At 60.4% G+C, this 24,704-nt stretch carries 23 protein-coding genes and 2 pseudogenes; 12 read left to right on the top strand and 13 right to left on the bottom strand.

Annotated features, from left to right (window positions below; translation table 11 throughout):
* The first annotated feature begins 4 nt into the window (after positions 1-4).
* On the top strand, positions 5-613 hold the full coding sequence (locus tag C2846_RS05105; RefSeq protein WP_119700862.1) for a lytic transglycosylase domain-containing protein: 609 nt from the start codon (positions 5-7) through the stop codon (positions 611-613).
* A 54-nt stretch (positions 614-667) separates the two neighbouring features.
* On the opposite strand, the gene C2846_RS05100 is transcribed toward C2846_RS05105, so the two are convergent.
* Positions 668-1,111 carry a TlpA family protein disulfide reductase gene (locus C2846_RS05100; protein WP_080049922.1) on the bottom strand — a complete coding sequence of 148 codons (444 nt, stop codon included), beginning with the start codon at positions 1,109-1,111 and terminating at the stop codon, positions 668-670.
* On the bottom strand, positions 1,111-2,361 hold the full coding sequence (locus tag C2846_RS05095) for a YihY family inner membrane protein (RefSeq protein ID WP_080049921.1): 1,251 nt from the start codon (positions 2,359-2,361) through the stop codon (positions 1,111-1,113). Before C2846_RS05095 ends, C2846_RS05100 begins: the two co-directional genes overlap by 1 nt.
* Positions 2,362-2,451: 90 nt before the next feature.
* Between C2846_RS05095 and arsC the strand changes: the two genes are divergently transcribed.
* From arsC to C2846_RS05080, 3 genes are read left to right on the top strand one after another with little or no spacing between them, the layout of a single operon-like run.
* Entirely contained in the window at positions 2,452-2,805 is a 354-nt protein-coding gene (gene arsC / locus C2846_RS05090; protein WP_080049920.1) for an arsenate reductase (glutaredoxin), read from the top strand.
* A complete protein-coding gene (gene wrbA, locus C2846_RS05085) occupies positions 2,802-3,425 on the top strand; it encodes an NAD(P)H:quinone oxidoreductase (protein WP_080049919.1) in 624 nt (207 codons plus the stop codon). The genes arsC and wrbA overlap by 4 nt, the downstream gene beginning before the upstream one ends.
* Complete coding sequence (locus C2846_RS05080; protein WP_119700861.1) at positions 3,412-3,828, top strand: DUF2069 domain-containing protein; 417 nt, start codon at positions 3,412-3,414, stop codon at positions 3,826-3,828. Before wrbA ends, C2846_RS05080 begins: the two co-directional genes overlap by 14 nt.
* Here C2846_RS05080 and hda read toward each other — a convergent pair.
* From hda to C2846_RS05065, 3 genes are read right to left on the bottom strand one after another with little or no spacing between them, the layout of a single operon-like run.
* The gene (gene hda / locus C2846_RS05075) at positions 3,815-4,525 is read right to left on the bottom strand and encodes a DnaA regulatory inactivator Hda (protein WP_119700860.1); all 711 of its coding nucleotides are present in this window, start codon (positions 4,523-4,525) and stop codon (positions 3,815-3,817) included. The two genes, C2846_RS05080 and hda, sit on opposite strands and share 14 nt — an antisense overlap.
* A complete protein-coding gene (locus C2846_RS05070; RefSeq protein WP_080049916.1) occupies positions 4,525-5,637 on the bottom strand; it encodes an AI-2E family transporter in 1,113 nt (370 codons plus the stop codon). Before C2846_RS05070 ends, hda begins: the two co-directional genes overlap by 1 nt.
* Before the next feature lie 21 nt (positions 5,638-5,658).
* On the bottom strand, positions 5,659-6,795 hold the full coding sequence (locus C2846_RS05065) for a DUF2066 domain-containing protein (RefSeq protein ID WP_165443771.1): 1,137 nt from the start codon (positions 6,793-6,795) through the stop codon (positions 5,659-5,661).
* Between the two features lie 261 nt (positions 6,796-7,056).
* Here C2846_RS05065 and purM point away from each other — a divergent pair, with 261 nt between their 5' ends.
* Genes purM through C2846_RS05050 form a run of 3 tightly spaced genes read left to right on the top strand, consistent with a single transcriptional unit; the run spans position 7,057 to position 9,532 of the window.
* Complete coding sequence (purM, locus tag C2846_RS05060) at positions 7,057-8,118, top strand: phosphoribosylformylglycinamidine cyclo-ligase (protein WP_080049914.1); 1,062 nt, start codon at positions 7,057-7,059, stop codon at positions 8,116-8,118.
* Positions 8,119-8,121: 3 nt separating this feature from the next.
* Entirely contained in the window at positions 8,122-8,799 is a 678-nt protein-coding gene (gene purN / locus C2846_RS05055) for a phosphoribosylglycinamide formyltransferase (RefSeq protein WP_080049913.1), read from the top strand.
* Positions 8,792-9,532 carry a DUF3108 domain-containing protein gene (locus C2846_RS05050; RefSeq protein WP_119700859.1) on the top strand — a complete coding sequence of 247 codons (741 nt, stop codon included), beginning with the start codon at positions 8,792-8,794 and terminating at the stop codon, positions 9,530-9,532. Before purN ends, C2846_RS05050 begins: the two co-directional genes overlap by 8 nt.
* 37 nt (positions 9,533-9,569) lie before the next feature.
* Here the strand turns inward: C2846_RS05050 and C2846_RS05045 are convergent, their stop codons facing one another.
* Positions 9,570-10,793: a 3-hydroxyacyl-CoA dehydrogenase gene (locus C2846_RS05045; RefSeq protein ID WP_080049911.1), complete on the bottom strand. Its 1,224-nt coding sequence runs from the start codon at positions 10,791-10,793 to the stop codon at positions 9,570-9,572.
* 250 nt (positions 10,794-11,043) lie between these two features.
* On the opposite strand from C2846_RS05045, the gene C2846_RS05040 reads away from it, so the two are divergent.
* Positions 11,044-11,982: an endonuclease gene (locus C2846_RS05040; protein WP_080049910.1), complete on the top strand. Its 939-nt coding sequence runs from the start codon at positions 11,044-11,046 to the stop codon at positions 11,980-11,982.
* Between the two features lie 15 nt (positions 11,983-11,997).
* Here the strand turns inward: C2846_RS05040 and C2846_RS05035 are convergent, their stop codons facing one another.
* Positions 11,998-12,795: a lysophospholipid acyltransferase family protein gene (locus C2846_RS05035; RefSeq protein WP_080049909.1), complete on the bottom strand. Its 798-nt coding sequence runs from the start codon at positions 12,793-12,795 to the stop codon at positions 11,998-12,000.
* Positions 12,796-12,912: 117 nt separating this feature from the next.
* Between C2846_RS05035 and C2846_RS05030 the strand changes: the two genes are divergently transcribed.
* On the top strand, positions 12,913-13,533 hold the full coding sequence (locus C2846_RS05030; RefSeq protein ID WP_165443770.1) for a BLUF domain-containing protein: 621 nt from the start codon (positions 12,913-12,915) through the stop codon (positions 13,531-13,533).
* Here the strand turns inward: C2846_RS05030 and C2846_RS05025 are convergent.
* Positions 13,530-16,397, bottom strand: a complete 2,868-nt coding sequence (locus C2846_RS05025) for an HD domain-containing phosphohydrolase (RefSeq protein ID WP_119700857.1) — start codon at positions 16,395-16,397, stop codon at positions 13,530-13,532. The two genes, C2846_RS05030 and C2846_RS05025, sit on opposite strands and share 4 nt — an antisense overlap.
* Before the next feature lie 220 nt (positions 16,398-16,617).
* Between C2846_RS05025 and C2846_RS05020 the strand changes: the two genes are divergently transcribed.
* Positions 16,618-18,810 (top strand): TonB-dependent receptor, encoded by a 2,193-nt coding sequence (locus C2846_RS05020; RefSeq protein ID WP_119700856.1) that lies wholly within the window; start codon positions 16,618-16,620, stop codon positions 18,808-18,810.
* A 45-nt stretch (positions 18,811-18,855) separates the two neighbouring features.
* Here C2846_RS05020 and C2846_RS19070 read toward each other — a convergent pair whose 3' ends face one another.
* A complete protein-coding gene (locus C2846_RS19070) occupies positions 18,856-19,584 on the bottom strand; it encodes a methyl-accepting chemotaxis protein (RefSeq protein ID WP_420849014.1) in 729 nt (242 codons plus the stop codon).
* Positions 19,585-19,716: 132 nt separating this feature from the next.
* Positions 19,717-20,400: pseudogene (locus C2846_RS19065) on the bottom strand (cache domain-containing protein); the annotation flags it as partial.
* 287 nt (positions 20,401-20,687) lie between these two features.
* Here C2846_RS19065 and C2846_RS05010 point away from each other — a divergent pair.
* Complete coding sequence (locus tag C2846_RS05010; RefSeq protein ID WP_080049904.1) at positions 20,688-21,650, top strand: alpha/beta fold hydrolase; 963 nt, start codon at positions 20,688-20,690, stop codon at positions 21,648-21,650.
* On the opposite strand, the gene C2846_RS19060 is transcribed toward C2846_RS05010, so the two are convergent.
* Both C2846_RS19060 and C2846_RS19055 read right to left on the bottom strand, forming a co-directional pair.
* On the bottom strand, positions 21,640-22,344 hold the full coding sequence (locus C2846_RS19060) for a methyl-accepting chemotaxis protein (RefSeq protein WP_420849013.1): 705 nt from the start codon (positions 22,342-22,344) through the stop codon (positions 21,640-21,642). The genes C2846_RS05010 and C2846_RS19060 overlap by 11 nt on opposite strands.
* 423 nt (positions 22,345-22,767) lie before the next feature.
* Positions 22,768-23,517 (bottom strand): annotated as a pseudogene (locus tag C2846_RS19055) (cache domain-containing protein); the annotation flags it as partial.
* A 238-nt stretch (positions 23,518-23,755) separates the two neighbouring features.
* On the opposite strand from C2846_RS19055, the gene C2846_RS05000 reads away from it, so the two are divergent.
* Positions 23,756-24,439 carry an SDR family oxidoreductase gene (locus C2846_RS05000; protein ID WP_165443769.1) on the top strand — a complete coding sequence of 228 codons (684 nt, stop codon included), beginning with the start codon at positions 23,756-23,758 and terminating at the stop codon, positions 24,437-24,439.
* An 8-nt stretch (positions 24,440-24,447) separates the two neighbouring features.
* Here the strand turns inward: C2846_RS05000 and C2846_RS18720 are convergent.
* A partial coding sequence (locus tag C2846_RS18720) for a hypothetical protein (protein WP_205890110.1) occupies positions 24,448-24,704 on the bottom strand: 257 nt, incomplete at its 5' end.

The following is a 24,704-nucleotide window of genomic DNA, read 5'->3' as shown; positions in this document are numbered from 1 at the left end:
GCGAATGCTTCGGCCATTGCTCTGGTCAGCCCGGAAACTGCACCAGTTTTTCGGGCTACTCATCCTACTCGGCAGTTGGGCGCCACTCGGCGCCCAGGCCAACCTTGAACATCAGGTCGACCAGGAGCTCAAAGCGCTGTTGCTGCAGACCGTGGCCCAGGCCGACAGCTTCAATGACCGCTTCGATGCCGAGGTCTGGCTGCTCGACATGTCGACCCGCATGAGCCGCTACCTACCCAACGAGCGCGAGCGCCTCAACTTTCTCCGTCAGGTGCATCGAGAGGCCAGCCAGGCCGGCCTGAAGCCAGATCTGGTGCTGGCAGTCATCCATGCGGAAAGCCTGTTTGATCGCTTTGCTCTGTCGCGCGCGGGAGCCCAGGGCGTCATGCAGGTCATGCCATTCTGGAAACACGAGTTAGGCAGACCAGAGGACAATCTCATCGACCTGGCCACTAACCTGCGCTATGGCTGCACTATTCTCAAATATTATCTGGACAAGGAAAGCGGAAACCTGCGCCGGGCGCTGGCCCGCTATAACGGTAGCCTGGGTAGCCAACGCTACCCCGACCGGGTCCTGGAATACTGGTACCGTTACTGGTACGTCAAGGACTGAGCAAAACAACCTCGACGCCAGCATTCTCGCTTCGCGTCCGCAAGGCGGCTTCTACTATGACCCGGCAGGCTCAGACAACAACGCCAGCAGACCGGCTTCATCCTGCGGCCCCTGCAGGCTGTGAACGATCTGGCCACGGCCATTGAGAATGTAGGTGGTCGGCAGCACCTGCGGCAACGGCAGGCCGTAAGCCTCGGCAAAATCATGCCCCATTACCGGAAACTCGATCCCCATGCGCTCACTCAACTCGCGCAGAGCTTCACCCTCGGCCCGGTCGAAATGAATCCCCAGCACCATCACCCGCGGGTAAGCTTCAGCCAGCGCGTTCAACTCCGGCAACTCTTCCAGGCAAGGCGCACACCATTCAGCCCAGTAGTTGACCACCAGCCAACGCCCATTCATATCGGCCCGACTAACGACATTCCCCCGGTGATCGAGCCAAGACTCGGCACCACACCCCGTCAGCGCCAGCACCACGATCAGTAGCAATCCCCGCATCACGCATCCTCCCGGGCCGGTAGTGCCAAAGGCTGGCCCAACCAGTGTTTGACACTGCCTCGCAAAATGACCGCCCGCTGCTCCTCCAGCGCCAGCAAGGCCTGACGCAACTCCAGATACCAGCCGTTATCGCCCTCCAGCCGTTCAGGCAAATGCGCCACGCTAGGCAACGCATCGGGTAAACGACTCAGCAGATCTGCCATGTCCATATCGGCCATATCACGACACAACACATAGCCACCCTGCTGGGCCTTAGTGATGATTTGCTCGCTTTCCAGCCAGTCGGTCAATTGCAGCCACAGCTCTTCATGCACTACCCAACCGGCGGCATTGACCTTGCCCAGATCAACTACCTGCCCGTTGCGCTGAGCCTGAATAAATACCTGCAGCATGCCCAACAGATTAACCAGACGCGGATACGCCGGGCGTTGCCAAGCCGAGCTATTGCCCAGATTGCATACCAGCTCAGCGCCAAACAATATGATCAGCCAGCTCACATAGATCCACAGCAGAAACAGCGGAAAGGCGGCAAAGGCACCGTAAATCAACTGATAGCCTGGAAACATCGCCACATACAGGGCAAAGCTGGCCTTGGCCGCCTCGAACAGTACCGCCACCAATGCCCCACCGATCAGGCCATGGCGCAGCGGCACCCGGGTATTGGGCACCGCAACATAAATCAGCGTGAAGGCCGCCACACTCAGCAACAGCGGAATCCAGCCCAGCAGCCAGCCCCAGGCCAACGCCAGCGGCGCCTCACCACGCAGAAACGACAAAGACGTCAGGTAGGTACTGACCACGAACCCTGCCCCCAACAGCAGGGGCCCCAGGCTCAGGACCGCCCAGTACAACAGAAAGCTGGAAACTCCCCGGCGCGGCTGACGAATGCGCCAGATGGCATTGAAGGCCTTTTCGATATTGACCAGCATGAGAAAGGCCGTAACGATCAGCAGTGCTACCCCGATCCCGGTCAGCTGCCGGGCCTGCTGGGAAAACTCCCCCAGATACTCGCGCAAAGTTTCACCGGTAGAGGGCACGAAATTGCGAAAAATGAACTCTTCGATTTCACCGCTGACCTGATTGAAGGCAGGAATAGCCGCCAACATCGCATAGGTCACGGTCATCACCGGTACGACGGCAAACAGCGTGGTGTAGGTCAGTGCAGCGGCATTCTTGGCGCAGTTATCTTCACCGAAACGCCGGACCAGATAGCGGCCAAAATGCAGTAACAGATTGAATTGACGCGGCATAACGCTCCCTGACAGCCCGTGCATTAACGCTTAGAATACCCCCCATATTCGGCATTAGCCAGCCGACCGCCACCGAGTACGGAGACCACCATGTCCACAGTACAGATCTATCACAACCCGCGCTGCTCCAAGTCGCGCCAGGCTCTGAGCCTGCTGGAACAACAGGGCGTAGACATCGACGTCATCCTCTATCTGGAAACCCCGCCGGACGCTGCAAGCCTCAGCGAACTGCTGCAACTGCTGGGCATGAGCGCCCGAGACCTGATGCGCAAGGGCGAGGATGTCTACAAGGAACTCAAGCTCGACAACTCCGAACTGAGCGAAGCCGATCTGGTTCAGGCCATGGTCGATTACCCGAAACTGATCGAACGACCGATCATCATCCGTGACGGCAAGGCGTTGGTTGCCCGGCCTCCGGAGAAGCTACTGGAACTGTTTGCATGAGCGTATCCGGCAACTACATCCTGGTCCTGTACTACAGCCGCCATGGCGCTACCGCGGAAATGGCCCGACTGATAGCCGACGGCGTCGAGCAGGCCGGCCTGGAAGCCCGACTGCGGACCGTCCCCAGCGTATCGCCAGACACCCAGGCCAGCAGCCCTGCGGTTCCCGAACAGGGCGCACCTTACTGCAGCGAGGACGATCTGCGCCACTGCGCCGGACTGATTCTCGGCAGCCCTACCCGCTTCGGCAACATGGCTGCCCCGCTCAAATACTTCATCGATGGCACCAGCAGCCTGTGGCTATCCGGCACCCTGAGCGGTCGCCCTGCTGCAGTGTTCACCTCAACCGCCAGCCTGCACGGCGGCCAGGAAAGCACCCTGCTGTCAATGCAACTGCCGCTGTTGCACCATGGCATGCTGCTGGTCGGCTTGCCCTATAGTGAGCCCGCTCTGACCGCCACCCGGGGTGGCGGTACGCCCTACGGCGCCAGCCACCATGCCGGAACCGATGGCTCGCGACCACTGGATGAGCATGAAAGCAGCTTGTGCCGGGCCTTGGGCAAACGGGTCGCCAGCACCGCCCGTCAACTGATCGCCGGAGCCGACCATGCCGCGCGCTGAAAAACCCCTACCAAGTCTTGAGTACCTGCGGCCCCGGATGCGCCTGTGCCGCTTCGTAGCCGCAGTCAGCTATTTCGGTCTGATCACCAGCCTGCTGGTGCACACCTTGCTGTTCGACAACCTTAACGGCGCCAACCCACTGGTGATCCTGGCAGTATTGTTGGTGCCACTGCTGATCTTTCTGCCGGGCATCCTCAGCGGCAACCCACGGGTTCATGCCTGGCTGTGCTTCGCCATCAACCTGTATTTCATTCAGGGAGTGCTGATCTGCTTCCAGCCGGGAAGAGAATTCTACGGCAGCCTGCTGATCAGTTTCAGCATGGTGTATTTCCTGGCTGCGCTGGGCTATGTACGCTGGGCCTTTCAGGCCCGCCGGGTCGAGGCTGCCGTTACCAGCCCATGACCCGTTTGACAAAGGGAATGGTCAACCGATGCTGGGCCTGCAGGGAAGCCTGGTCCAGCAATTCCAAGGCGTCGAACAGCTCACTCATGCCACGAGCGCCGCGGCTGAGAATATAGCGCGCGACCTCATCTGAAAGCTGTAGCCCGCGCTGCTCGGCACGCAGCTTGAGCATCTGCTGCTTGTCCTGATCATCCAGGCTCTGCAACTGATAGACCAGCCCCCAACCTAGCCGCGAGACCAGATCCGGCAAGCCAAAAGATACGGCCCTGGGCGCCGCGTCGGCCGCCAGCAGCAGGCGCCCGCCAGCTTCCCGCAAACGGTTGTAGAGATGAAACAGCCCCTCTTCCCAATCCGCTCGACCAGCCAGGCTGTCAAGCTGGTCCAGACACAGCAGCTCAACCTGCTCCATCCCCTCCAGCAAGCTCGGACCGTGCTCAAGCAAATCTGCCAACGGCAGATACATGGCCAGGGCTCCGGCTTCGGCTGAGCGATGGCAAGCTGCCTGCAAGAGATGTGAGCGCCCGCTACCCTCAGCGCCCCAGAGATAGACACAAGGCTCGGCCAGTTCCTGCTGCGGGTCGGCCAGCATCTGCAAAGCCGCCACCACCCCCGCATTAGGACCGGCATAGTAACTGGCAAAGGTCGCCTCATCGCGCAGCTTGATCCCCAGTGGCAGCTGTACCGGTTGCCCCACCATCACTCCTCCCGCGCCTCACTCGCCGCCTCATCGGTCTCCGCCTGAGCGGACTCAAGCAGGGTCCGATCATAGGCGGCCGAGGCTTTATACTGTTGATACACATGGCGCAGCAGGACCATCACCACTGCAGCCACCGGCAGAGCCAGCAGGATGCCGACAAAACCAAACAACTGACCGCCAGCCAGAATCGCAAAAATCACCGCAACCGGATGCAACCCGATCCGGTCGCCAACCAGCAAGGGGGTCAACAGAGTACTTTCAATGATCTGTCCGATGCCGAACACCGCAACCACCGCAACCAGGTGGAACAAGTCCCCGAACTGGAAAATAGCCGCAATCAGAGCCGCACTGATGCCAACGAAGAACCCCAGGTACGGCACGATACTGGCCAACCCTGCAAGCATTCCAATCAGCAGCGCCAGCTCCAGACCAACCAGCCACAACCCCAGCGAATAAATCACGCCCAGCGCCAGCATCACCAATAACTGACCACGTATAAAGGCGCCCAGCACCTCGTCACACTCACCCACCAGTTTCACCACCAGAGGCTCACGATGACGTGGCAGCAGCTCGCGGCAGCGGACGATAATCTGGTCCCAGTCACGCAGCAGATAAAAACCAACCACAGGAATCATCACCAGATTGGCCACCCAGGTCAGCAGTGCCATGGTCGAGCGCGTAGCCTGGGCCAGAATCGCACTCAGCAAGCCACCGGTCTGGCCGAGATTGTCCTTGAGGGTCTCGCGTACATCAGCAAGCTGAAAATCGCTCAACGAGATTCTCAGCGTGCTTTGCACCCAGGGCAGTGCCGTATTATTGAACCAGTCGATCATCGCCGGCACCTGATCCTTCAGGGTGACGATCTGACTGCCCAGCAGGGGCACCAGAATCAGCAGCATCAGAATAAGCAGGAAGGTTGCCAGAGCAAAGACCAAGCTAACACCCCAGACCCGCGATATCCCTTTGCGCTCCAGCCGGTCCACCAGAGGATCACCCAGATAGGCCAGTAGCATACCGATCAGAAAGGGCGACAGAATTGGCTGCAACAGGTAGACCAGCAGTACCAGCCCCAGCAGCCCTGCCGCCCAGTACCAGCGGTAATCGATGTTCATGTCATGATCCTTTGACAGCGTTTATTGCCAGCGATAGTAGAGTGTTCGCAGGTCATTGCGCGCTGACGGAGTCGTAGTTTCAACAACAGTCTCCCCAACCTCATCAGCGGCTGTTTCGACGACGGGCTCAAGCTCATCCAGCGATGTCGGCTGCGGGACCAGTTGCGGGGTCGGCTCAGGTATGGGCGCCGAAACCCGCAACAAACGCTGGTCAAGGGCAAGCAGCCGAACCAGTTGAGCCTCAGTGCCGGAGAAATCAAACGCCAACACGGCCCGATCGCCCTGCACAGACAGCAGGCGCGGCGCCGCCTGGGCACCCAACTGCTGCAAAGTCCGCTGCAGACTGGCGTAATCGTTGACACCATTGATCCCGTTGACCACCAGAGTCCAGCCCTGCAGTTCACCATCCGGGGTAGCTGATACCGCGTATTGCTTGAACACCGCCGCTGCCAGCGCCCGCATCAGGCTGTCGGCGGCCTGGGCCTGATCGGCATCACTCACCCGGCCACTGTCGCGCTGCTCGTTCAGCCACAGGGTCCAGTTCAACTGCCAGGTTTCACCCTGCTGGGCAATAGCCAGCGCCAACACTGCCTCACTGGGGTAGCGCTCGCTGGCCTGCAGCAGACTCTCCTGACTGGCCTCACGAATCATACTCTCGGTCACTTGGCTGCGATCCTGCAAATCGGCCAACGGCAAATCCAGCGCCACTGCGCGCTGACGGGCGGCCTGATTCAGCAACTCGGCCCAGGGCGCCCCCTGCACCAGCAATTCATCACCCAACACGCCGGCTTCGACCCCCCAAAGCAACACACCAGGCCGGTTGCGACCCAGCATTGGCAGAGCGGCTCGGGTAAGCAGTTCACGCAGAGCAGAGGGCTCAAATTCGATATCAACCACCCCATCAGCACCGGCAGCAGTCCGGCGAACGAGGTTTCTGGGCTCTGCCAGCGCTTCGGCAAAGGGAGCTCTGGACAGGTTCAGATCAGGGCCAGCCAACCGTTCCAGTACGATGGCCGCCGCCAGTCGAATCTGGTCCTCACGGGACTGCCCCTCCTCCCCGGAGACTTCAACCTTGTACAGGTCGTCCAGCACAGCTGCCGACACACCAACCGGCACCAGTAAAGCAAGGATCATCAGGGCGGTACGCATTACAGGCATGGGCATTCCATTCCGGGAGAAAGCTGTTCGTCAGACGCCAGCGCGGCTCAGGCCGGCTCAAGGGCGCACGCGTACGCGACCAAAAGGCCGCGCCAAATGGCATACATTAAACAAGCGCCGGAGCTGCGGCAACCAAAGCCGCATTATCGAAACGCCCTCGGCATGCTGGAATGGTTCTGCGGGCTGCGAATTGGTACACTATCGCGCTATTTATAGTAGCCGGCGGTCCACCGCATTCCTTTCGAGTACAGAGAACTCCCCATGAGCAACCAATCGCCCTCCAAGCCCTCCATCAGCTACAAGGACGCCGGAGTCGACATCGACGCCGGTAACGCTCTGGTTGACCGCATCAAGCACGTCGCCAAACGCACCGCCCGCCCGGAAGTCATGGGCGGCCTGGGCGGCTTTGGTGCGCTGTGCGAGATTCCTGCCGGTTACAAGCATCCGGTACTGGTTTCCGGCACCGACGGCGTGGGCACCAAACTGCGCCTGGCAATGGACCTGGGCAAGCACGATAGCATCGGCATCGATCTGGTGGCCATGTGTGTCAACGACCTGGTGGTCTGTGGTGCCGAGCCGCTGTTCTTCCTCGATTACTATGCCACTGGCAAGCTCAATGTCGACATCGCCGCCCAGGTGGTCACTGGTATCGGTGCAGGCTGCGAGCTGGCTGGCTGCGCGCTGGTCGGTGGCGAAACGGCTGAAATGCCCGGCATGTACGAGGGTGAGGACTACGACCTGGCCGGCTTCTGCGTCGGTGTGGTGGAAAAGGCCGAGATCATCGACGGCAGCAGGGTGCAGACTGGCGATGCACTGATCGCCCTGCCCTCATCCGGCCCACACTCCAACGGTTACTCGCTGATTCGCAAGATCATCGAAGTATCCGGCACCGACATCGCCCAGGTTGAGCTGGACGGTCAGCCTCTGCGCGATCTGCTGCTGGCCCCGACCCGCATCTACGTCAAGGCTCTGCTCCAGTTGATTCGTGAAACCGGCGCGGTCAAGGCCATGGCCCATATCACTGGTGGCGGCCTGCTGGAGAATATTCCCCGCGTTCTGCCTGCCGATGCCCGTGCAGTCATCGATCTGGCCAGCTGGCAGCGTCCAGAGGTATTCAACTGGCTGCAGCAGCAAGGCAACGTCGACGAAACCGAAATGCACCGCGTGCTCAACTGTGGGGTCGGCATGGTCATCTGCGTCGGCCAGGACCAGCTCAGCACTGCCCTCAAGGTTCTGGAGCAGGCTGGCGAACAGCCCTGGCTGATTGGTCACATCGAGGCCGCCGACGGCGGTGAGCCCGTGGTTCTGCGTAACGGCCACTGATCCGTGGGCTGTCGTATCGTCGTCCTGATCTCCGGATCAGGCAGCAACCTGCAGGCGCTGATCGACGACCTGCGCACCAACCCCGCCGACGGAGCCATCGTCGGCGTGGTGTCCAACCGGGCCGAGGCCTACGGCCTGGAACGCGCACGCACGGCCGGTATCGCCGCACTCAGCCTGAGCCATCGGGACTACCCGGATCGTGACAGTTTCGACCAGGCCTTGATCCGGCAGATTGATGCACTGAACCCGGATCTGATACTGCTGGCCGGCTTCATGCGGATTCTGACGCCTGATTTTGTCAATCACTACGCCGGTCGGCTGCTCAACATCCACCCGTCACTGCTGCCCAAGTACAAGGGGCTGCATACCCACCAGCGCGCGCTGGAGGCCGGTGATGATGAGCATGGCGCCACCATTCACTTCGTCACCGAAGAACTCGACGGCGGCCCTTTGGTGGTTCAGGGCCGCATTCCGGTCGAGACGGGCGATACGCCCGAATCCCTGGCCGAGCGAGTACACCGGCTCGAACACCGTCTCTACCCATTGGCCATGCGCTGGTTCATCGAAGGCCGACTGCGCCTGATCGACGGTCGCGCCTGCCTGGATGGGGAACCGATTGCCGCCGCCGGACTCAGACTAGAAGACTTCGAATTCAGTCAAAGGGAATCCGACAATGCATGATGCTCACTGTCGCAACTTACTAAAAAGCTCGCTGGGTCTGGCCTTGCTGCTCACCAGCAGCCTGGCTCTGGCCCAACCGCTGCTGCCGTTCAGTGCCAGCTATGCGGCCGATATGAAGAAGATCCCGGTCAATGGCGAGGCCAGCCACAGCCTCAGCGCCAACGCCGACGGCAGTTGGACCCTGACCTTCAATGCCGGGATGTTCGTTGCTCGCCTGACCGAACAAAGTACCCTGCGCCTGGAAGGCGACCAACTGCTCCCCTTGAGCTATCGCTACGAACGGCGCGGCCTGGGGCGCAGCCGGGTCACCACCCAGGAGTTCGACTGGAGCCAGGGGCAGATCCGGGGCCGACACAAGGACAAGGATTTTACCCTGCAGGCCGAGCCTGGTCTGCTGGACAAAACCACCTACCAACTGGCGCTGCAACGCGACCTGATGGCCGGCAAGCAGGAGATGCACTACCGGGTGGTTGAGGGTGACGATATTGATGACTACCATTTCCGGGTAGTCGGAGAGAAACAGGTTTCAACCCAGGCCGGTCGGTTCAACGCGGTCGAGGTCGAGCGGGTACGTGAACCTGACGCCAAGCGTCAGACCACCCTGTGGTTCGCCAAAGACTACCAGTATCTGCTGGTGCGCCTGAGCCAGACTGAAACCGATGGACAGCATTACCAGATCATGCTGGAAGAAGCCCGGATCAATGGCGAGCCAGTGGTTGGCAGCGCCAATTGATCCATGACCGGTTCGCGGCCACTGGCCGCGAAATATCTCAGGCCTTGCGGAACTTTCCGCCCTGTTCAGCCAGCTTGACCAACCCGGCAGCCGGCTTCCAGAACTCACCCTGGGCAGCTTCCAGCTCACGAATTTCCTTGAGCACCACATCCAGCCCCAGGCTATCGGCATAGGCCATCGGGCCGCCACGCTCAGCCGGGAAGCCGTAACCGAACAAGTAGACCCGATCGATATCCTCGGCGCTCTCGGCAAACCCCTCATCAAGAATACGCGCACCTTCATTGACCAGAGCCAGAATACAGCGGCGCACAATTTCCTCATCGCCCACTTCACGCGGGGTATAACCGGCTTCCTCGGCCACTTCACGGGCCATCAGATCGGTTTCAGGGTCATGGATTGCCTGGCGGCTGCCCGGCTCGTACTGATAGAAACCGTGGCCACTCTTCTGGCCGAAACGGCCCATTTCGCAGAGTTTGTTGTCCAGCCAGACAATCGGCTCACCACGGCCGATACCTGCCAGCTGCCGCGAACGCCAGCCCAGATCAACACCCACCACGTCATACATACGGTACGGCCCCATGGCCATGCCGAAGCCCTGCAGAGCCTGGTCAACCTGCCAGGGCGTAGCGCCCTCAAGGACCACTTCGCGGGACTGGCGCGAATACTTCTCCAGCATCCGGTTGCCGATGAAGCCATGGCAGTTGCCGGCCAGCACCGCTTCTTTCTTGATCTTCTGGCCCACTGCCAGACAGGCCTCCAGCACACTCGGATCGGTCGCCTTGCCGCGCACCACTTCCAGCAGCTTCATGATATGCGCCGGGCTAAAGAAGTGCAGACCCAGGACCTGAGCAGGGCGTTTGGTGGCCGATGCGATCTCGTCGATATCCAGGTAAGAAGTATTGGAGGCCAGAATGGCTTCAGGTTTTACTGCCGCATCCAGCTCAGCAAAGATCTTCTTCTTGAGGTCCATGTTCTCGTATACAGCCTCGATTACCAGATCCATGTCCGCCAGATCGGCGTAGTTCTGGGTAGTGCTCAAACGCGCTACGCGAGCTTCAGCCTCGGCCTCATCGAAACGCTGCTGGGCGACCGAACGCTTGTAGACATTGCGAATTTCCTCAACGCCCTTCTCCAGCATCTCAGCATTCACATCCAGCCAGACCACTGGATAACCCACGTTGATAAAGTTCATGACGATACCGCGACCCATGGTACCAGCGCCGATTACGCCAACTTTCCTGATGCTTTCGAAAGAAGCCATCGCAGTCTACCTCCTGCCAGTGAAAAAAGCGGGACCCGGCATGACTGGCCGGTCCGTTCGTGAGGACCGATACATTACGCAAAAGTCGCGACGTTTTGAAACGATTGGCGCTGATGGGCCGCATTCACATGATGAATTAAGGCCGACAAGCACTGCTCTACAAGCCTCCGTCACTCAGGTACACTCCGCGTCCGTAACACCTCGGGTAGACACGCGAGGGTAATGAATCCACATTGCATCAAGTCGTTCAATGTTCAGATCATGCAGTATTACCCTGGCCGCCTGCCTGGCGTTTGCCGTCACCAGCATCCAGGCCGCACCCAACTCCTTCGAAGCGGCCAAGGTCATGGCCCGCCAGCAGGTCTACCATGATCGCACCACTCAAGGCACTTTCTACTGCGGTTGTCGTTGGCAGTGGACCGGACGCTCCGGCGGCCGGGTCGACCTGGATAGTTGCGGCTATCAGGTTCGCGCCCAGGACCAGCGCGCCCAGCGGATCGAGTGGGAACACATAGTCCCGGCCTCACTGTTCGGTCAGCAGCGCCAGTGCTGGCAGCAGGGCGGACGCAGCAATTGCAGCCGCAACGACCCGCTGTTCAACATTATGGAAGCAGACCTGCACAACCTGACTCCGGCTATTGGCGAGGTCAATGCCGATCGTAGCAACTATCGGTTTGCCATGCTCCCCGATACGCCGTACCGGCATGGAGCCTGCCCGTTCAAGGTTGAGTTCAGCCAACGCGCAGCCGAACCGCGAGACGAGGTCAAGGGCATGATCGCCCGGACCTATTTCTATATGCACGACCGCTACAACCTGCGCCTATCAGACCAGCAGGAGAGGCTATTGATGGCCTGGGATAATCGCCACACCCCCAGCAGCTGGGAGCTGGAGCGCAACCAGCGGATTAGTCGGCTGATGGGGCATGCCAACCCCTTCGTCGACGGCCAACGCCAATGGCTCAAAGGTCACCGCAACCTGGCCGAAGGGCTACAGGCCCACCAAGCCGTTTCCCAGAACAGCTCATTGGCCAACAATGGCCCCGTGATCGGCAACCGCCGCAGTCAGGTCTACCATTTGCCCCAGGGCTGTCCGGGTTATCAGCAGGTCAGCCCGCAGAACCAGGTGCATTTTGCCAGCGAAGCCGAAGCTCTGGCTCAAGGCTACCGACGCGCCGGGAACTGCCGTTAGGATCTGTTGCCGCAGTCAGAGCTGGGCAGGCTGCGGCTGAGCCTGGCGCTGCCCAACGGGCTCGACCTGTGGCCCCAGCAGCGCCTCGATCCGCTGACGGGTCTGCGCCATCAGTTGTTCGATGTCGGCACGACTGTAGTTGGTCGTGTCGATCGGCTCGCCAATATGCACCGATACTGGCAACCCCAGGTTGAAGCGCCAGGTCTTGGCCGGCAACACCTGGTGAATCCCCCGGATCGCCACCGGGATGATAACCGCCTCGGTATCCAGAGCCAGATGGAAGCAGCCCTTCTTGAACGGCAGCAACTCGCCGCTACGCGAGCGAGTGCCCTCCGGTGCAGCCCAGAGCACAATCCCCGACTCCATCATAGCCCGGGCCTTGGCCAGATCGGCCAGAGCCCGGTCATGACGGTGGCGGTTGATCGACGGAAACTCTGCCGCCCGCATGGTCGCCCCCAACAGAGGAATACGGTACAACTCGGATTTGGCCAGCATCCGGATCGAACCGGGCAATGCGGCAAAGCTGGCAGGAATGTCATAGTGACTGGCATGACTGCACAGCACCAGATAACGACGGCCATCATTGAAGTCAGGACTTTGCCCGACCACGCTCAAACGCATGCGTACCAGACGCAACATCCAGCCGGCCCAACTGCGGGTGTAGCGATCAACCCGGGCGCGGTCCAACCGCCCTACCGCCGCCCGAGCCAACACATCGACGCAATAACCCGCAGTGACCAGTACCGAACCCAAGACTACTCCGATACGTCGCAACAAGGTGGCGGATTCACTGACGGGTTGAAGATTAAGCATGGACAGATGTTCCCGGAGACTATGACTGACGCTTCTTGAAATACAAAGATTGCCATAATCCGGTCATAAAAGCCTATGCTGCTGTCATGTAACACCACCCGCTGTACAAGGCTTTTCATGACCGAACTGGTGCGTATCGTCTACATCAGTCGCGCGACCTTCAGCCCCGCGCCCAACATCGACGGAATCGATCCCACGGTAGCCAGAATTCTGATCAGTGCGCGCCTCAACAATGCCCGCCAGGGAATCGTTGGCCTGCTGTATTACGCCGACGGCTGCTTTATCCAGTGCCTGGAAGGCGAACGGGACAAGGTCCACGCGCTGTATCGGACACTGCTCAAGGACCGGCGCCACACCGAGCTCAAACTGCTGGTTAGCGAACCGATCGCACGCTTAGCCTTTCCTGATTGGAGCATGAAGTACGCGCCCGCAGACCAGCATATGCAGCGCCTGCTGCAGGAGCACGGGTTCGAGCGTTTTGACCCTTACCGTTTTGACCACCATCTGACCGAGCGGGCCCTGCAACTGCTCCAGGGCCTGCCCGATCCAACCGATAACGGCCATGAACGCAACGCCTCAGCACCAGCCCGCGGTCTGCAATTGGGCGGAGTGCTTCCCATGCAAGGCTTCAGCGCCAGTGGCCCTACGCGCGGCAACTCCGGCTTGGCGCTGATAATGAGCATGACCGCCCTGCTGGTCAGCTTGCTGGTACTGGCCATGGAGCTGGGCTGGCTTTAGTCGAGTACGCCCTGTTCACGCAAAGGCGCCAGCATGGCCTCGACATCCACTGCATCGATCTGCCCAGGCTGCAGAAAACCTTCGGCATACTCGCGGTACACCCCGGAGCGCAGAAACAACGCATAAAGCTCGGCATCGATATGCCGTTCAGCGGCCATGCGGGTCATGATCGCCAACGACTCCGACAGGGTCTTGGCCGGCTTGTAGGGCCGGTCTGCGGCAGTGAGCGCCTCGAAAATATCGGCAATCGCCATAATCCGCGCCGGAACATCCAGGCGACTGGCATCCAACCGCCGCGGGTAGCCTTGGCCGTCGAGTTTTTCGTGGTGGTTAGCGGCGATGTCAGGCACTTCACGCAGCGCTTTGGGAAATGGCAGGGTGCTGAGCATGATCAGGGTCTGAACGATATGCTCATTGATCTTGAAGCGCTCTTCATCGGTCAGCGTGCCACGTCGAATGCTCAGATTGTGCAGTTCCCCAAGGTTGTAGGCATGTTCGGGCAAACGCATGTCAAACCCCCAGCGATTACGCGGATCATCGCGCTGTACCGGTGGTTTGCGCTCGCCCCAATGAACCAGGTGCTCCGGCCGGTCAGCCAACAGAGGTTCAAGGGCAGGCAGTGACTGCGGCGGCACCCTGGCCAGCCGCTCACGCTCCTCAAAAGACAGGCCAATCCGGTTATCAAAATGCCGCAACCAGGTTTGCCCGGCAATTCGCTGCAGCTCTTCCAGGACCTGATCGGACATGAACTCGCCGCCGATATTGGCCTCGGCCAGCAAGGCAAAGTCCTTCTGCAATTGCCGCTGCCGCGCCGCCAATTGCTCAGCCAACTGCTCTTGCGATTCACCACTGGCCAGCGCTTTCCAGTAATCCAGTTCGGCATCGCGCCACAACACCTCGAACCGGGTACGAACCTCGTGAATGCGGTTATACAGGGTCTCCAGCTTGGTCGCCTTGTCGACCACATATTCCGGACTGGTGATCTTGCCGCAATCATGCAGCCAGGCCGCGATCCGGAAGGCATAGCGCTGCTCATCATCCAGGCTGAAAGCGGCAAACGGCCCCTGCTCCATTGCCACAGCCTTGTCCACCAGCATCTGGGCCAATTGCGGCACCCGCTCGCAATGGCCACCGGTGTAGGGCGACTTGGCATCGATGGCATCGGCCAGCAGCTTGATGATCGCCTCCAGCAGGCGTTGCTGACCTTCGAACAACTGCCTTGTCTCGATCGCCACGGCCAGCACCCCGGACAATTCCTGCATAAACCGGCGCAGGCTATGCTGGGGGGCTGTGGCGCCGGGCATCTGCAGCGCCACCACCCCCAGCAGCTCGCCCTTGCGATCATGCAGTACCAGGGTCAGGTCATACTGCTCACGGTCCAGGCGCCGGGCCAGCTCCAGCGCCGGCTGTTGACGCAGCGCGGCATCCAGCTCGAAGCTGTCCGGGTAGTGCTCACCCTTGAAGGCGGCCGCACGCTGCAACCGGGTTTCATCCTCACTGCCCAGATACACCGCCCCGGCCTCGGCTCCGGCAATGTCGACCAGATTGACCAGCAGGGTATCCAGCATCCGATCCAGCCGGGGCTCGCTGCTCAGATTCAGACTGATGGCCTGGAAGTTGTCGATGGCCTTGGCCATGTTGCCGATCACCTGGCTGAGATTGTCTACCTCACGAATCTGCGAGCGCACTCCAGGCGGGCGACTGAAATCGAAATCCGCCAGTGCCTTGACCTGATCGGCCAGAGTCTTCAGCGGCTGCCCAAGACGGTGGCCCAGCGCCCAACCGGCCAGAATCAATACCCCCATGAGCGCCAGCGCCCAGAGCGCCTGATTGATCAGGATCCGCCGAGCACCGCTGAGCAGCTCCCAGGCCGGAATGGCAATCAGAATCCGGGCATCAGCCTGATTGAAACTGGCCAGCGGCAAGCTTAATCCGTACCAGGCCGCACCATTCACCTCAAACGCCTGAGGGCTGGTCATGGCGCGGTCAAAGGTCGCCAGCCGGTTCAGCGCCGGAATGTTCAATTCACTCAGACTGGCCAAACGCGGCCCCTGCGTATCGCTGCGAATAACCCGCTCCAGCTCAGGATAGGCGATCACCTCCAGATCATGCCCGACCACAGCCATTTCAGTCCCTGGTGTCAGGCGCATATCCTCGACCTCACCAGCCAGATCGCTGACCGAAGCATCCATACCGATCACCGCATCCCCGGTCAGGCTATACATGGCCATGGTCAGGCCAACCTCGCCGGTGGTGAAGAACACATATGGTCGCGTCAGCACCAGACTGCCGGACGCCTCCGCCTGCTTGTACCAGGGCCGGGTACGAGGATCGAACCGGTAATCCGGCATTTCCCGACGATCATGCAAACGAAACGCCAGGTCGTAGAACAGCCAGTTGCCCTGCGTCAGCCCCTGCTCATCGAGACTGATGGTCTGTACCAGATAGTCGCTCATCTCTGGCGCTTCGATGCGGGCCTTGAACTCGGGGTTTTCCAGGCGCCGAACCAGAACAAACTCACCATTGGCATAACCGATATACACCGCACTTAGCGTCGCATTGGCATTCAGGGTTTCAACCAGCACGGGGATGCGCTGCAGCCGTGTTTCAAGATCGGTGGCAGCGGCAATAGGATCATGGGCCAGCAGGCGAATAGCACTTTCAGCCGGATTGATCAGCCGCCCGGCCCGTTCGTTAAGGGTGCTGCCCAACTGCCGAGCCGAGTCATTGGCCGCCGCCAGCATTGCCGCCTCCGCACCGCGATACCCCTGTACCACCACCACCGCCAGCATGACCAACAGGCAGAGCACGATTGAGCTGGCCAGCAACCCTTGCAGCGAAATACGTCGTCCCAATGAGTTCATGCGGGCCTCTGGAAAAGGGCAGATACGGCAGCGGTTTCAAGGTGATTTCAAGGTGACTTCAAGATAGCCCAGTTCTGCCAGTTCTGCCGTCTGGCACGGTCTTTTCAGAGCCGCAAAGCCAATCTCAACAAAATCAAAAGATAAACAAAATATTTCAGATAATGATTATCATTTGATATAAATAACACCCTCAATTCATGCACATGGAGCCTTGCCCGAGATGTTGTCCCCCGCCCTACGCTGGACTCTGTTTGGCGCTACCATCACCAGCCTTTTGCCTCTGCCTTTCGCCCACGCCAGCAGCACCCGACTGGATAGCGAAGTCGTGGTCGGCTCACGGGTTGCCACTCGCATCAGCGATATTCCCGGCAATGCCTGGATCATTGATGCCGAACAGCTCAGGGCCCAGTTCAGTGCTGGCGTACCCCTCAAGGAGGCACTCGCTCATCTGGTCCCCAGCCTCGACATTGCTTCCCAGGGACGCACTAACTACGGTCAGAACATGCGCGGTCGCGGAGTCCTGGTGATGATCGACGGAGTCTCGCTGAACAGCTCACGTAATGTCAGCCGTCAGTTCGACAGCATCGACCCGTTTAACATAGAACGCATTGAAGTGCTGTCCGGCGCCAGTGCAGTTTACGGCGGCGGGGCTACAGGCGGAGTCATCAACATCGTCACCAAGCGTGGTCAGATTGGCGGTCCCCGCTATGAGCTTGAGGCCGGAGTACGCAGCGGCTTTGAAGCCAGCGACGACCGCGATCTACGGGCCGGCGCCGCGATCAGCGGCGGCAACCAGCACTGGGTCGGACGCCTGGCACTGGCCGGCCAGGACAATGGCGGCGCATGGGATGCCAACGGCGATCAGGTGATCTTTGACATCGCCCAGACCGACATGCAGTACAACCGCAGCATCGACTTGCTGGGCAACCTCGATCTGGCGCTGACAGATGGCCAGAGCCTGAGCCTGAACGCACAGGTCTACGACTCCGGTTATGAGGGCAACAAGGGCTTGTATTTCGGCCCCAACCTGGCAGCGCTGTACCCACCTTACCCGGAACAGGTGGAGATTCGCCGCGGCCTGTCTTCGGATCTGGAACCGCGCACCGAGCGCCTGCAACTAAGCGCCGATTACCGGCTCAGCGAACTGCTGGGGCACAACGTCAACCTCCAGGCCTACCATCGCCGGGAAAAGCTCAACTTTCACCCCTTTCCCTACGTAGCCTCCGGTTATTTCGCCGCCTCCGAGCAGGATACCGAGCTGAGCGGACTCAAGGCGGTCTTCAGCCGTCAGCAGGGAGCCTGGCGCTTCAATTACGGACTGGATCTGGAGCACGAAAGTTTCGAAGCCGACCAGACCCTGTTCGACTTCTCCAGGGCACAGGCCAGCGGCGGTCTCGACCTTGCCAAATTCGACAAGGTCGGTCGCTATCCAGGCTATGAGGTGGACAGTCTGGCCGCCTTCGCCCAGGCCGAATGGCAACTCAGCCAGCGCTGGCTGGCCACCGCAGGCATTCGTCAGCAGCGCTACCGGGTCAAGGTCGATGACTTCATTGCCGCCGCAGAACAGGTCCGGGTCGCACTCGGCCTGGCTTCAGGCGCCGACCCGGTACCTGGAGGCAAGAACCGCTACAACACCACCCTGGTCAACCTTGGAGCGGTTTTCAGCATCGATCAGGGCCAGCAGCTCTGGGGCAACCTGTCGCAAGGTTACGAAGTCCCCGACCCAGGCAAGTACTACGGTCAGGGGCAGTATGCCTACAACGGCAGCCACCGCGAGCTGATCGCCGGGGTCAGTGTGGCCGACCAGCCGCTCAAGGCGATCAAGACCAATCAGGCCGAACTGGGCTGGCGTCTGTACCGTGGCGACCTGGACGCCCAGCTGGCAGCCTATTACGCCTGGTCGGATGAAAGCCTGAGCTATGACCGCAATACCCTGGCAGTCCAGGTCAACGACGAGAAGAAACGCAACTACGGGCTGGAAGCCCAGCTCAACTGGCGGCCGACCACCCACTGGCAACTGGGCACCAGCACCCACCTGACGCGTGCGGAACTGCGGGCCGACGGTGACTGGAAAAAACAGAACGTGACCCAGGCCAGTCCGTCCAAGGTCACGGCCTGGGGCGGCTGGGCTGATGACCTGACCAACGTACGCTTGCAGGGCATCCACAGCCTCAATCTGAAAGACGACGATGGTAATCGCATCGACGGCTATACCACCTGGGATCTGCTGGTCGAACGTCAACTGCCGGTAGGCCAGCTCGGCTTTGGCATTCAGAACCTGCTGAACAAGGACTACACCAGCGTCTGGGGGCAGCGGGCGATTCTGTTCTACAGCGCCTATGCGCCAGCCTCAACCTTTGACTATCGCGGCCGAGGGCGAACCTGGAGCCTGAGTTATGCGGTAAGTTTCTGAGGATCGCCGGGCAGCCTGACGCTCTGCCCGGCCCCTTTCTCCCAATCACACCCGGAACTGCCCCAACACCTGATTCAACTCCCGCGCCAGCGCGGTCAACTGCTGGCTGGCACGACTTGACTCGTCCGCCGACTCGGCATTGTCGCGGGCCAAACCGGCCACTTCGGTGACATTGCGGTTGATATCGTCCACCACATGCGACTGCTGCAAGGTAGCACTGGCAATCGACTCGTTCAGGCCATTGACGGTCTGCAGGGCGGTAACAATCTGGGCCAGTTGGCTACCCGCCTCCGTGGTCCGCTGCACCGTTACCTGAGTAGCTTCACTGCCATCATGGATTACCTTGACCGCCGCCTGGGCATTGCTCTGCAGGGTGCTGATCATTTGCTGAATCTCGGCCGTGGACTTTTGCGTGCGCTGAGCCAGCAGCCGCACTTCATCAGCCACCACAGCGAAACCCCGGCCCTGCTCGCCAGCCCGCGCAGCCTCAATCGCAGCATTGAGCGCTAGCAAATTGGTCTGCTCGGCAATGGCCTCGATCACCTCCAGCACCCGACCAATCTGGTTCGAGTCCTGGGCCAGAGACTCCATGGTTACCACCGCCCGGCTCATGGTCACAGCTAATTGGTCCACCTGGGTCAGGCTCTGTTCAATACTGGCTTGCCCGGCACGGGCATAATCGTCAGCCTGACGCACCTCGGCTGCAGCATGCTCAGCATTCTTGGCCACATCCTGCACCGCATAGCTGACTTCGTTGACCGCTGTGGCGATCATTTCCATCTGCTGTGACTGCTTGCCGCTCTTGTCCTGTGTGCTGCCAGCCACATCGCCCAGACGCAGTGCCGACTGATCCAGCGCCCCAGCCGAACTGAGCAGTTGCCGCACCACTCCAGCAAGCTTGCCAGTGAAGGCATTGAAATGCCGGGCCAGGGCCGTCAGCTCGTCAGCACCCTGCTCATCCAGACGCCGGGTCAAATCGCCCTCGCCAGTGGCTATATCGGCCATAGCCGCGACCGAAGCCCGCAACGGACGGCTGATACTCTGGGCGATGAACATGATCAACAGCCCCAGCAACAGCGCAATCACACCCGCCAGCAAGGCCGCCCGCAGCACCTGCTGCCAAAACAGCGCCCGAATGTCGTCGATATACACTCCCGAGCCGAGAATCCAGCCCCACGGCTCGAACAACTGCACATAGGAGACCTTTTCCACCGGCTGGGCCGAACCCGGCTTGGGCCAGCGATAGTCGACCACACCGGCACCAGGGCCACGAGCCACTGCAACCATCTCATTGAACAGCGCCTTGCCATCCGGATCCCGGTAGCCGGACAGGTCTTCGCCCTCCAACGCTGGGTTGGTCGGGTGCATGACCATGCGCGGGTGCAGGTCGTTGATCCAGTAGTATTCCTGGCCGTCGTAACGGAGCTGGCGAATCAGCGCCATGGCCTGTTGCTGGGCTTGTTCACGATCCAGCTCACCACTCTGCTGACGCTGATGAAAGTGCTGCAAAATCCCCAGCGTACTTTCAACCACATGCTGGGTCTTTTCCGCCTTGCCGGCGTACAACTGGTTATTGAGCTGCTGCAGCATCAGGCTGCCCAGGGCGAACAGCATGAGCACGGATGCGCCAAGGATAAGCCACAGACGGGCGCTGATGTTCAGGGATCTAAGCCAACTCATGAGTAGGTGCCTCGCTATACTCGTTATGATTGCCACACATCCCAGTAAAGCCCCGAATCCTCGCATGCGCCCAGGCCGCGATAAATCCGGAGTGTCCATAGCATCAATGCATGATGGTCGCTTCGTCCGCTGAATAGCCCGGCGCAAAGCGGCCGGATTTGCCATAGTGGGTGTTTTCAATGCCCATGGAGAGCATCATGAACGCCATAGAACCGCATCTGCTGGACGTCAACGGCATCCAGCTCAGCCTGCACATCAGCGGCCCGGTCGACGGCCAGCCGGTCTGGCTGCTGCACGGATTCCCCGAATGCTGGTACTCCTGGCGTCACCAGATCCACGCCCTGGCCGAAGCCGGCTACCGGGTACACGCCCCGGAAATGCGTGGCTATGGCCTGAGCAGCGCACCACAAGACCCCGCCGCCTACGACCTGATCACCCTGTGCGACGACATCCGTCAGGCCATGGACCTGCTCGGCCATCGCCGGGTCGCCATGATCGGGCACGACTGGGGCGCTCCGGTCGCCTGGCACCTGGCTCTGCTCGAGCCCGAGCGAGTCCAGGTCGTCGGCGGCCTGTCGGTACCTTTTGGTGGACGCCCCAAGCGCCCGGCCATCGACACCATGCGCAAACACTACCAGGACCGCTTTCACTATATTCTGTACTTCCAGACGCCCGGTCTGGCCGAGGCCGAGCTGGAGGAAAACGTCCCGCGCACCCTGCGCCTGCTGATGCACGGCCTGTCCAATGGCAAGAACAATCTGGCCCAGGACAAGCCCGCCGACGGACGCTGGCTCGACGACCTGGAAGACCCAGGCAAACCGCCAGCCTGGTGTCCCGATGAAGCCTTCCAGGTCTATGTCGATACCTTCAGCAAAAACGGCTTTCGTGGCCCGCTCAACTGGTATCGCAACTTCGAGCGCAGCTGGGAACGCACCGCCGATCTGGCTGGCCACCTGATCCACCAGCCAGCCCTGTTCCTGATCGGTGATCGCGACCCGGTAGGCCAGCTTGAGGCCTACACCATCGAGAAAATGCCCAGCGTGGTACCGGCAGTGGAGCAGCATGTTCTGCCCCACTGCGGGCACTGGATTCAGGCGGAACAACCCAAGACCGTCAACCTGCTACTGCTGAGCTTTCTCGAACGTCACTTCACACCCTGAACTGCAATACCAGCGAACGCAGTTGCTCCGCCAACCGGGCCAGCGATTCGCTGGCCTGGGTCGACTGTTCAACGCTACGCCCGGTCTGTTCGGCCACATCATTGATGCCGTGGATATTCTGGTTGATCTCCCGGGCCGTAGCACTCTGTTCCTCGGCGGCACTGGCGATTTGCTGCATCATCTCGTCGATCATCAGCACCCCTTCGGCGATCCGCTCCAGCGACTCGCCAGTCTCGGCAATTCGGCCAACCGCGTTATGCATACCTTCACGGCTGTTGTGCATCTGGTTCTCGGCCTTCAGCGCGCCACTCTGAAGCTTCTCGATAGTCGCCTGAATTTCGGTGGTTGAATCCTTGGTCCGGCTGGCCAGGGAACGAACCTCATCGGCCACCACCGCAAAACCGCGCCCACTCTCACCGGCCCGCGCCGCTTCAATAGCCGCGTTGAGCGCCAGCAGGTTGGTCTGTTCGGCTATGGTTTCGATCACCTGCAGTACCGAGCCAATCCGGTCACTATCGCTTTTGAGGTCGCTCACAGCCGTCGCCGCGTTATTGATCTCCTGGGCCAGTTGATCGATGGCATGCACTGTACCAGCCACCACCTGCCGACCTTGCCCGGCATCCTGGCTGGCCTTTTTGGCGCCATCGGCAGCATTGAGCGTGTTGCGCGCTACCTCTTCAACAGTAGCGGTCATTTCATTCATGGCGGCCGCCGCGCTGTTGATCTGGGTGTTCTGCTGCTGCATCCCGGCTTCGGTTTCCTCGTTGATCTGAGTCAGCTCAGTCGCCGCCGCAGCCACCTGTTCGGAATACTGGCTGACCTCACCAAGCATGGTCCGCAAGCTGTTCTGCATGGTATGGATTGACGCCAGCAGGCTGCTCTTGTCACCGGATTTGAGCTGGATGGTCGCGGTCAGGTCGCCTTCGGATACCTGATGCACTATGGCAGCGGCATACTCGGGGTCACCGCCCAGGGTCTTGACCACAGAACGCACCAGCGACAGACAGGCCAGCACCGCCACTACCAGAATCCCGGCAGTCACCAGCACCAGCATCCAGAGCACAGCGTTAACCTCGGCCAGCGCCACCGAGCGCTCGGTTTCCTGCACCAGACCCCAGCCCAGCAGCGGAATAAAGGTATAGCTGCCCACTACCGGAACCCCGGCGGCATTGGGGTAGATCCCGACGCCACTGCGGCCAGCCGCCATCGCCCGTCCGGCGTCGCTGTTGACCGGCTGATCCATGTTGCGTAACGAATTGGCCGGAGTAACCGGTGCGCCCTGATTATCGAGCAGGAAAATCTCACTACCCGGACCACGGTTCAGCTCACTGACCCGTTTCAGAATGGTGTCGACTCGTACGGCGCCGCGTACCACCCCGATTATCCGGCCATCACGCCGGACCGGGATCGCCACGGTGCTGACCCGATTACCAGTCGCCCGCGACAGTACCGGCTGGGAGAAGGAGTCCTGGCCGCTGATCGCCTGACGGAACCATTCCCGATCGGCCACATCGAAAGCCTGAGCCTCTTCCCGGCTCAATACCCGGGCCCGTCCATCGTAGGCCACCCCGACCACTCCACGGCCATTGGGTGCGACAAAGAAAATCGTGTCGTAGAACCCCTGCGCCGCGGCAATCCGCTCCAGCAAATGCTCAAGTCCTAGCTCATCAATGTCGATAGCGGCATCCAGGCTGGCCAGGTAACGCATTTCATCCTGACGGGCCAGCGCCCAGTCGACAAACGACTCGGCATTGAGCCGACCAGTCGCCTCCAGCTCATCGAGCGTCGCCTGGGTAAAGGATTCGCGGAAGGACACAAACACCAGGGTGCTGACCGCCAGTACCGCCGCCAACACCAGGCCAACCATCATCACCGTCAGCCGTGCGCCAAACCCCATTGACCGCAACACACCACCCATCCAGAAACTCCTTGACGTACCACGCAGGCCGCCACTCACTATGTCAACGTAATACCCGCCGCAGGTATGACCGAGCGTCTACACCTTCCGGGCAATAGAATCTATTCCATAGTTGTGTTATCGACCCAAAAGCGTTCCGACTTTAGCAACACATACAAAAAAACACATTTGCCCATCGGGAGCCATCATGACTCTGTGCAATCTCTCCGGAAAACGTATTCTCTTGACCCAGGCCGACGCATTCATGGGCCCCGCCCTGCACCAGACCCTGGACCAATGTGGAGCCGTTGTCATCCCCGACACACGGGCGCTCGACACTGCCAAAGCCGTGACAGAACTGCTGTCAGCGGCTGGTGACATCGACGTGCTACTACTCAATCTCGGTGTACCCGCCCCCAGTACAGCAGCTACTGACGTCGATGACGCCGAGTGGAGCCACTTGTTCAAGCATTTGGTTGAGCCGTTGCCAAGACTGGCACGCCACTGTCTGCCACGCATGATTGAGCGCGGCGCGGGAAAAATTCTGTTGATGGGAAGCGCCTCAGCGCTACGCGGCATGAAGCGCGCCTCCAGCTACAGTGCCGCTCGCGGCGCCCAACTGGCCTGGGTTCGCGCAGTGGGTGCGGAAATGGCCCAGCACAATATTCAGGTCAATGCGATTGCCCAGAACTTTGTCGACAACCCCACCTACTTCCCAGCGCAAGTGCAGGCCAACCCAGCATTCCAGGCACGCCTGAACCGTGAAGTACCACTGGGGCGACTGGTAACTGCCGAAGAGGATGCCTTGTTCGCCGCCTACCTGTGCAGCGACGCCGCCAACTGCTTTGTAGGCCAGGTTTTTCCTGTTTGCGGTGGCTGGGTGGGAAGTTGATACCACTTTCAGCGCCATGAACGAGAGGTGATTCGCAGGCACTCCAGCGCAGCGCGCTCGTAATGACCCGGATAGATACGCAGCCCAGGCATATACAACAGATGCCCAAAATCCACCTCACCGTCATTGCGAACGGCCGAAGGCCTGAAGCAATCCATGCTGAGCCCTGCTATGCACCACCACCCCATCAGACATAGATCGGAATGTAGGGCTTCCGTGTATGGCGTGGACTCGGGCAGTTGCTGGAACACCAGAACCTTGCAAC

It is taken from the genome of Pseudomonas jilinensis (genome assembly GCF_003586265.1).
Classification (GTDB): domain Bacteria; phylum Pseudomonadota; class Gammaproteobacteria; order Pseudomonadales; family Pseudomonadaceae; genus Halopseudomonas; species Halopseudomonas phragmitis.
The sequence above is the reverse complement of the archived record's forward strand: the minus strand, read 5'-3'. Positions and strand labels throughout refer to the sequence as shown.

Bases quoted from the DNA above. Each gene is read 5' to 3' on its own strand.
- C2846_RS05105 (WP_119700862.1), top strand. From the start codon at position 5: ATGCTTCGGCCATTGCTCTGGTCAGCCCGGAAACTGCACCAGTTTTTC.
- C2846_RS05100 (WP_080049922.1), bottom strand. From the start codon at position 1,111: ATGCGGGGATTGCTACTGATCGTGGTGCTGGCGCTGACGGGGTGTGGT.
- C2846_RS05095 (WP_080049921.1), bottom strand. From the start codon at position 2,361: ATGCCGCGTCAATTCAATCTGTTACTGCATTTTGGCCGCTATCTGGTC.
- arsC (WP_080049920.1), top strand. From the start codon at position 2,452: ATGTCCACAGTACAGATCTATCACAACCCGCGCTGCTCCAAGTCGCGC.
- wrbA (WP_080049919.1), top strand. From the start codon at position 2,802: ATGAGCGTATCCGGCAACTACATCCTGGTCCTGTACTACAGCCGCCAT.
- C2846_RS05080 (WP_119700861.1), top strand. From the start codon at position 3,412: ATGCCGCGCGCTGAAAAACCCCTACCAAGTCTTGAGTACCTGCGGCCC.
- hda (WP_119700860.1), bottom strand. From the start codon at position 4,525: ATGGTGGGGCAACCGGTACAGCTGCCACTGGGGATCAAGCTGCGCGAT.
- C2846_RS05070 (WP_080049916.1), bottom strand. From the start codon at position 5,637: ATGAACATCGATTACCGCTGGTACTGGGCGGCAGGGCTGCTGGGGCTG.
- C2846_RS05065 (WP_165443771.1), bottom strand. From the start codon at position 6,795: ATGCCTGTAATGCGTACCGCCCTGATGATCCTTGCTTTACTGGTGCCG.
- purM (WP_080049914.1), top strand. From the start codon at position 7,057: ATGAGCAACCAATCGCCCTCCAAGCCCTCCATCAGCTACAAGGACGCC.
- C2846_RS05050 (WP_119700859.1), top strand. From the start codon at position 8,792: ATGCATGATGCTCACTGTCGCAACTTACTAAAAAGCTCGCTGGGTCTG.
- C2846_RS05045 (WP_080049911.1), bottom strand. From the start codon at position 10,793: ATGGCTTCTTTCGAAAGCATCAGGAAAGTTGGCGTAATCGGCGCTGGT.
- C2846_RS05040 (WP_080049910.1), top strand. From the start codon at position 11,044: ATGTTCAGATCATGCAGTATTACCCTGGCCGCCTGCCTGGCGTTTGCC.
- C2846_RS05035 (WP_080049909.1), bottom strand. From the start codon at position 12,795: ATGCTTAATCTTCAACCCGTCAGTGAATCCGCCACCTTGTTGCGACGT.
- C2846_RS05030 (WP_165443770.1), top strand. From the start codon at position 12,913: ATGACCGAACTGGTGCGTATCGTCTACATCAGTCGCGCGACCTTCAGC.
- C2846_RS05025 (WP_119700857.1), bottom strand. From the start codon at position 16,397: ATGAACTCATTGGGACGACGTATTTCGCTGCAAGGGTTGCTGGCCAGC.
- C2846_RS05020 (WP_119700856.1), top strand. From the start codon at position 16,618: ATGTTGTCCCCCGCCCTACGCTGGACTCTGTTTGGCGCTACCATCACC.
- C2846_RS19070 (WP_420849014.1), bottom strand. From the start codon at position 19,584: ATGATCGCCACAGCGGTCAACGAAGTCAGCTATGCGGTGCAGGATGTG.
- C2846_RS05010 (WP_080049904.1), top strand. From the start codon at position 20,688: ATGAACGCCATAGAACCGCATCTGCTGGACGTCAACGGCATCCAGCTC.
- C2846_RS19060 (WP_420849013.1), bottom strand. From the start codon at position 22,344: ATGACCGCTACTGTTGAAGAGGTAGCGCGCAACACGCTCAATGCTGCC.
- C2846_RS05000 (WP_165443769.1), top strand. From the start codon at position 23,756: ATGACTCTGTGCAATCTCTCCGGAAAACGTATTCTCTTGACCCAGGCC.